The sequence below is a fragment of the Aquipseudomonas alcaligenes NBRC 14159 genome (assembly GCF_000467105.1).
Classification (GTDB): Bacteria; Pseudomonadota; Gammaproteobacteria; order Pseudomonadales; family Pseudomonadaceae; genus Aquipseudomonas; species Aquipseudomonas alcaligenes.
In genome coordinates this window covers 1-7,099 of record NZ_BATI01000072.1, presented here as the reverse complement: position 1 = coordinate 7,099, position 7,099 = coordinate 1, and the positions used below count along the sequence as shown (strand labels likewise).

The window sequence follows — 7,099 nt, the reverse complement described above, 5'->3', positions numbered from 1 at the left end:
TTTCCTTAGGTACACGCTGCGCAGGTTGTCCGCAAACGTCTCCCAAGGAGGCAACTGCCCAGCCAGCCGGCAAATCACTCATCCCCAGCCTCCTGAGCCACCGCCAACCCCATCACCTCGGCCAGCATCCTTTTCTGCTGCTCGGCCTCATCCCCGGCCCCCAACGCCTGCATCAGCTGATCCAGCTCACGCAGGGCCTCGGTCAGCTCGGCCATTGCCTCTCCGGCCAGCACTTCGGGTGCCGGCAGTTCGTTGGCATCCAGGCTGTCGGCATCCTTGAGCCAGCTGATATCCAGCGAGTCGCCGCGCTCGCGGATCTGTTCACGGGAAAACACACGGAAGCGGCTCTGCTCGCCGATGCCATTGACATTCTCGGCGCGCGGGCTGGTGCCGTTGGCATCGGTGCCGTAGGCGTCCTCAAAGGGCTTGAGGTGCTGGGCGCCGAAGGGGGTGCGCTTGCCGAAGCTGGGCATATTGGTGCGCAGGTCGTAGATCCATACGCTGCGGGTGCAGCCTTCGCTCTGGTGGGCATCGTCGGGCGAGCCTTTCTGGAAGAACAGCACATTGGTCTTCACGCCCTGGGCGTAGAAGATGCCGGTGGGCAGGCGCAGGATGGTGTGCAGGTTGCACTTGTCCATCAGGTCGCGGCGCACGTCGGTGCCGACACCGGCCTCGAACAGGACATTGTCCGGCAATACGACGGCTGCGCGGCCGCCGGGCTTGAGGCCACGGTAGATGTGCTGGAGGAAGGCCAGCTGCTTGTTGCTGGTCTTGTAGGTAAGGTCATCGCGGGTGGGGCCGCCGCCACCTTTGGCGGTGCCGAAGGGCGGGTTGGACAGGATGACATCGGCCTTGGGCAGGTTCATGCCGGCCTGGCCGAGGGCATTGCCCAGGTGCACCACGCCCTCGGCGTCGCCTTCCATGCCATGCAGCAGGCAGTTCATCAGGGCCAGGCGGCGGGTGCCGGGCACCAGCTCGATGCCGACGAAGGCCTGGTTGCGCTGGAAGGCGCGCTCACGGTCGTTGAGGTCGTAGTGGTCGTCGCTGTGCTGCTTGATGTAGGCATCGGCGGCGATGAGGAAGCCGGCGGTGCCGGCGGCCGGGTCCTGGATCACTTCGCCGGGTTGCGGCCGGATGACGCGGATGATGCTGTCGATCAGCGGGCGGGGGGTGAAGTACTGGCCAGCGCCGGACTTGGTTTCGCTGGCGTTCTTTTCCAGCAGGCCTTCGTAGAGGTCGCCGAGGCCGTCCTGACGGGCGCTGAACCAGTCGATGCCGTCCAGGCTCTGGATCAGCTGGTCGAGGTGGCGCGGCTCCTTGAGGCGGGTCTGGGCGTCGGCGTAGATGGCGGCGATCAGCGGGTCGCTGTTCTTGCCCAGATCCAGCAGCATCTGCCGGTAGTGGTTGAGCAGGGTGAGGCCGGATTTGCTGGTGAGGTCTGGCCAGCGGGCGCCTGCGGGCAGCTTGTGCTCGAAGCCGCTGCCGTTCTGCACCTGCTCGTATTCCATCTTGATGAACAGCAGCAGGACCAGCTCGGTGACGTAGTCGCTGTAGTTGATGCCGTCGTCACGGAGGACGTCGCAGAGGCTCCAGAGTTTCTGGACGATATCGGTGTTGGTCATGGCGACTTTCTCTAATTGGCTCATAACGTGAGCCGAATAAGTGGGCTATTCGGCTCACGAGGGGAAATGGGGTTTAGTCGGGCACTTGCCAGAACGGATCGTTTTTCCAATCGGGTGGGAAGCCCATGGCTTGCAGGTTGATCTCGGCAAACTCGTTCAGCAGCTCATGCAGGCGCCTGTCCCAGCTGGTATGCGGGCTGACCTGGCGCATCAGCAGGTTGAGGATGCAGAGCACGGTGAACATCCGGGCATGCTGCCCTTGTTGTTGCAGATGCTGCGGCCATAGGAAATTGACCGTTTTGGGCAGCTCAGGGCGGATGCCTAGCTCGCGATTCCACAGCCGCGCGTGATGGGCGCAGATGTTGCGGATGGTGGTCAGGGTGTGCAGCCAGGATTGCAGCAGTGGGGCCGGCAGCTTCAAGCGCTTGGCGATGGCTTTTTTGTCGGCGTCGCGGGCCAGGCCTTTGTACAAGTGCGAGAGGTCGCCCAGGGTGATTTCCTCCATGGCCGCCCAGGCGGGCATGAGGTCGGGGGTGTTGTATGTCAGGGCGTAATGACGTGCGTAGCTTTCCTTGGCGCGCAGGCTCTTGAGTTGCTCCTTGCGGGCATCCGGCGCTTGGGAGGCATCGATGCGCTGGCATTCCCGCAGATGATCCTGCAGTGCCTTCTCCTGCTTGCTGCGAATGCTGTCGACCAGCGCCTGGTGGCGATAGCCCCGCTGGAATAACCGTGCCTCTAGATACCAGTGCGAGCCATATTGCGGCCCCATATGGTTGCTGATGACGGCGCGTGTGGCGACTTCAATGCGCTCGATAGCATCCATGACCAGCAGGCGTAACCGACGATCGAAGTCGTACAGGCGAGTGAGTGCTTGTAGGCGCGTGTCCGGTTTGAAGCCGTGATCGGCATCTTCCGATAGCTGGAACGGGCGCATGTAGGGGGTAAGGCGAAAGAAGCTGACTGCCTCCAGGAAACAGTGCGCCTTGCCTTCATCCTGAATGATGAGCCCGCGTTGCTTGAGCAGGGCCAGCTGCGCAGGAATGTCGATGGCTGGCTTGCCGAAGGGCTTCATGCGGAAAAACTACCGGGCATAAAAAACCCGCTCAATTTGTGCGTAGCTGCCGAAGCAACCATAGGCATGGCGGGTGTGTTGCGTGGAAGGTTATGCATCAGTGCATCGTTTTGCAAGAAATTTGGCACTCTTTCGCAGGCTCTTTGGCACTGCTCTGATGGACGGACGTCCACTAGAAAGCTGCTGCGAGCCTTCTCTATGCAGGAAATCTGAGGGCTGTGTTGGGCGGATGTAGGAGCGCTCATATCGCGGCTGACCACAGGTTTTCATTCAGGGCTTCCAGCACTCGATCCAGGTTGCCACCCAGGTTCCGATCCAAGCCTTTTAGTCCACCGTCATTTCTGAAGGCGTCGTTAACCTGCTGTGTGTCGATGACCACTTCATGCACTAGCTGCTTGGCCAGGCGATCCAGCCACCTGCGTTGAACGGGTGTCCAAAGCTGCAGGGCATAGATCTTTTGCATGGCCTGCTGCACACGCTGCTCGAAGGGCTGCAAGGCTTCGCCGATAGCGGCCTGACGGATGTAGCCGATGATGCTGGCGGCGATTTCCTGATTGGTGGCGTTGCGCCAGGCGCTTTGCAGATTGGCCTCGCTGAAACCGGCGTTGTCGAGTAGCAGGCGTACTTCGCGCAGTTGCTCGCGAGTGAGGTCGCGCGGACGGTTGACTACCACGGCCAGTGCGGCGGACTGGTTGAGCTGGTTATGGATAAAATCGTGGAAGCTTTCCAGGTAGTCGGCGGGCTTCTGGTTCTGCCCGTAGTTCTGCTCGCGTACCTTGAGCTCGTCAGGGTGGGTGGCGATCACCGGGTAGTTTTCCGAGGCGAGCAATGCTTTGACGCTGTCCAGCTGCTGCAACAGGCGGCTGTGGGTGCGAACGAAGTGCGCGGCCTGCTGCGGGCCAAGCTCATGCAGGTGCTTGTGCAGCTCGGCCGGCGGCACGCCCCAGGCGTCCTGCAGCTCGTTGAGCTTCTGCTTGAGCGTGGGTTTCTGTTCGGCCTTGTGCTGAGCCTTGCGCAGGACGCGCATGATGCGCTGGCCAAGCTGATCGAGCACGTCGTCGGCATGGCTGGCGCCCTCGCTGCTGCCGGGCGCCTCCAGGCTGGCGGGGTTGACCAGTTCGCTGAGCAACTGCTCCAGTGGCACGTTGGGGTTCTTCACCAGCGGCTGCATGGTGTCGACCGCTTCCAGCGCGGCGTAGAGGTCGACAGGGTCGTAGATGCGGAACACCGTCTTGCCGATATCGTCGCAACGGCGGGTGGCGCGGCCCTTCATCTGTTCGTAGAGGATGCGCGAGCGTACTCGGCGCATGAACACCAGGTTGCAGATGCGCGGCACGTCGATGCCGGTGGTGAGCAGGTCGACGGTGATGGCGGTGTTGGGGAAGCGCTCGTTCTTGTATAGGCGAATGAGCTGGTCGACCTTGTCGCTCTGCCCGGTGATGATGCGCACGGCGGCCTCGTTGTACTGCTCTTCGTAGTGGGCGACGAAGGCGTCGTCGAGCAGGCACTTGATGCGTTCGGCGTGCTTCTGGTTGACGCAGAAGATCATGGTCTTCTCTTCGCCGAAGGGGTCGAGTTCCTTGGCTAGCTCGGTGCAGATCACCTGATCGAAGGCCTCGGTGATCACGCTGCGGTTGAACGACTCGATGTTGAAGTCGAGTTCGTCTTCCAGCTCGGCGCTTTCCACTTCGCCGGTCTGGGTGTCGAGCACGCTGACCGTCTCGCCCTTGGCGAAGTGGATGCCTTCGTCGGCCAGGCGGGTGACGTAGCGAATCGGCGGCTCGTGGTCGATCAGCCAGTCGTCGGCCACGGCCTCGCGGTAGCTGTAGGTGTATACCGGCTTACCGAAGATTTCGCTGGTGTGCCGCGCCGGGGTGGCAGTGAGACCGATCTTGCAGGCATCGAAGTAGTCGAGCACGCGGCGGTACTGCGAGAGGTACTGGGCTGCATCGCGAAGGGCCAGCTCGCCTTCGGTCATGTCTTGGTCGAGGGTGTAACCTCGGTGCGCTTCGTCGACGATGATGCAGTCGAACTCGTCGATGGGCAGAGGGTTATCGGACTGGAACACGCGGCGAACCATGGACTGCACGGTGGCCACCTGCACGCGCGTGGCGGCTTCAGCTGCCATGTCGCCGAGTTCCTTGATGTCGTAGATCTGCGCCAGGGTCTGATTCTGTTCCAGGGGCATGTCGTGGAACGCTTCCACGGCCTGATTGCCCAGGGCGCTGCGGTCGACCAAGAAGAGAATGCGCTTGAAGCGCTCGGCCTTCAGGAAGCGGTAGATCAGGCCGATGATGGTGCGGGTCTTACCGGTGCCGGTGGCCATGGCCAGCAGGCAGTCGCGCTGGTTGTTGGCCAGGGCCTGCTCGACGGCCTGGATGGCTTTTTCCTGGTAGGGGCGCAGCTTCAGGTAGGCGAAGCCTTCGTTTTTGAGTTTGGCTTCGGCGTCTTCGCGGCTGCGCTTGAGCAGATCGAGTAGGCCATCCGGAGTGTGGAAACTGGGCAGCGGGCGGCCGGTGTTGGCCGGGCTGCGCAGGTCACGGAACCAGGTGCCGGACTGTTCGGCCAGCTGCTTGATGAAGGGCCTGCCGTTGCAGGCGAAGGCGAAGGGCACGCGGAATTGGCCGCCCTGGCCGTCGGCCCAAGGCAGGCTGAGCCCGGCCAGTTCCCAGGCAGGTTGCTGTTCGCCGCTCAGCGGGTAGTCGCGGGCATAGCGCTCTGCCTGGGGGATGCAGGCGCTGATGTTGATGCGTTTGCGCTTGGCTTCGACGATGGCGATGGGCGTAAGGCCAGCGAACAGCACGTAGTCGGCGCAGGCCTTGGGGCTGCTGGTGGGCCATTCGGCGATGGCTTTGTTCTTGCCCTTTTCCGGGCGGGCGCCCTTGGCGTGGGTGAGGTCGAGGGAGTCGGCCTCCCAGCCGGCTTCGATCAGCTGCTGGTCGATGACGATGCGGGTGAGGTCTTCCGACAGGTCGAAGTGCTTGCTGGCCTGCTGAGTCTTGTTCTGTACCTGCTGGCTGGCCTGAGGTTTGGACTCAAGCTCCTGCTGCAGTGTCTTGAGGCTTTGCTCGTGCTCGGCGCGCAGTTGGGCGAGCGCTGCTTCGTGGGCAGCAGCCTGTTCCTTGTAGCGGCGCGATTCGGCATCCATCTGCTCGGCGAGCACTGCATATTCCTCGGCCTCGCGCTTGAGCAGTGCCGTGAGCTGCTGATTGCTTTCCGCCTGCTGGCTGGACTCGTGCAGCTGCGTCTTGAGCTGTTCGATCTCGCCCTGCAGCTCGCGCAGTGGTGCGCTGGGGTCGCTGGGCAATACAAAGGGGCCGGGCTTGAAGTTGCTGCCGGCCTTGCCGAGAGCCTGGTGATACCAGACGCAGAGGGCGCGGGCAACCTTGAGGCCGTCGAGGGCTTCGCGGTGTTGGGTGCGGAACTGGTGGGTGGCCTTGTTGCCTTCGATACGCAGGGTGTGGAACAGGCTGCTGATGCTGCGTTCCAGCTGGATCTCGCGGCCGAGCTTGTAGAGCAGGTCGGCCTGGGAGGTCTGCTGGTCGAACTCGATGCCGGCGCGGCTGGCCAGATCCTGAGCCAAGGCTTCTCCGAGCTGGCGCAGTTTGATGAGGGTGGTATTGGGATCGGCGGCGAAGACTTGTTCAGCTGTGCTGGCCAATTGCAGAAACAGTGGGTCGTGTTCCTGGAGAAAGGCGAAGTTACTGCTGGCTGCCATGATCGATCCTTAGGGCTCTCATCCTACAACTGCGCCAAATTGCTACTTAGTACGCAGAATTACGGGGAGCTTACTCAAGAACGATGTGGTTTGGCCACGCGGTTGATAATTGGTCCGAGTGGCTTTTTCAATGTGAAGCTGCCGAGCGTAATCGGGCGCTCACTCTTCCATAACTTCCGGCTTTTCATCGCTATGGCGCAGATACTCAAAGCCCGGGCGCTCGTAAAGTCGGCCGGTAGACACATGCTCGGGAGGCTCAAATACGTGGCCAGCCTTGATCATCTCGACCTCGATTTCGTCGGTTATGAACAAAGGCTCTTCAATCAGTGGGGTGTCGTTCATGCCTGTTCCTTTGGCGGGCGGTCTGTAGTGACACCCGATTGTGCGAATTTTAGCGGCTAAAGCAGGCAGGGGATTTTAGCTGCTAAATTTTGGCCATGACCTGAGAGGTTCCGGTATGCAGGATCGAGATGAGCTTGAAGGTGTTTTGGAGCGTTATGCCCTAGGGAAAACCGCAGTGGCCAACGCGATTCGCGAGAGCAAGCGGCTTGGTCTGGGTGATGCAGAGCCGCCGACTGAGGAGGAGATTGCGGCAGAGATTGCTGCGTTGGACTTCTCTCGCTGGAAATCTGTACCAGTGGCATAGCGGTAGCCCTGAGCGGGGCTACCTAATTTTAGCCGCTAAGG

At 61.6% G+C, this 7,099-nt stretch carries 5 protein-coding genes; 1 reads left to right on the top strand and 4 read right to left on the bottom strand.

What is annotated here, in order from left to right; translation table 11 throughout:
• Positions 1-74 precede the first annotated feature (74 nt).
• The 4 genes from PA6_RS21800 to PA6_RS21785 all read right to left on the bottom strand — a co-directional run bounded on the left by PA6_RS21800 (position 75) and on the right by PA6_RS21785 (position 6,754).
• Positions 75-1,622: a class I SAM-dependent DNA methyltransferase gene (locus tag PA6_RS21800; RefSeq protein ID WP_043217333.1), complete on the bottom strand. Its 1,548-nt coding sequence runs from the start codon at positions 1,620-1,622 to the stop codon at positions 75-77.
• 73 nt (positions 1,623-1,695) lie between these two features.
• Positions 1,696-2,694 carry an Abi family protein gene (locus tag PA6_RS21795; protein ID WP_021703146.1) on the bottom strand — a complete coding sequence of 333 codons (999 nt, stop codon included), beginning with the start codon at positions 2,692-2,694 and terminating at the stop codon, positions 1,696-1,698.
• A gap of 241 nt (positions 2,695-2,935) precedes the next feature.
• Complete coding sequence (gene hsdR / locus PA6_RS21790; RefSeq protein ID WP_021703145.1) at positions 2,936-6,412, bottom strand: type I restriction-modification system endonuclease; 3,477 nt, start codon at positions 6,410-6,412, stop codon at positions 2,936-2,938.
• Positions 6,413-6,571: 159 nt separating this feature from the next.
• Positions 6,572-6,754, bottom strand: coding sequence for a hypothetical protein (locus tag PA6_RS21785; RefSeq protein ID WP_021703144.1), 183 nt, complete (start codon positions 6,752-6,754; stop codon positions 6,572-6,574).
• A 115-nt stretch (positions 6,755-6,869) separates the two neighbouring features.
• Between PA6_RS21785 and PA6_RS23660 the strand changes: the two genes are divergently transcribed.
• Positions 6,870-7,058, top strand: coding sequence for a hypothetical protein (locus PA6_RS23660; protein ID WP_021703143.1), 189 nt, complete (start codon positions 6,870-6,872; stop codon positions 7,056-7,058).
• Positions 7,059-7,099 lie beyond the last annotated feature (41 nt).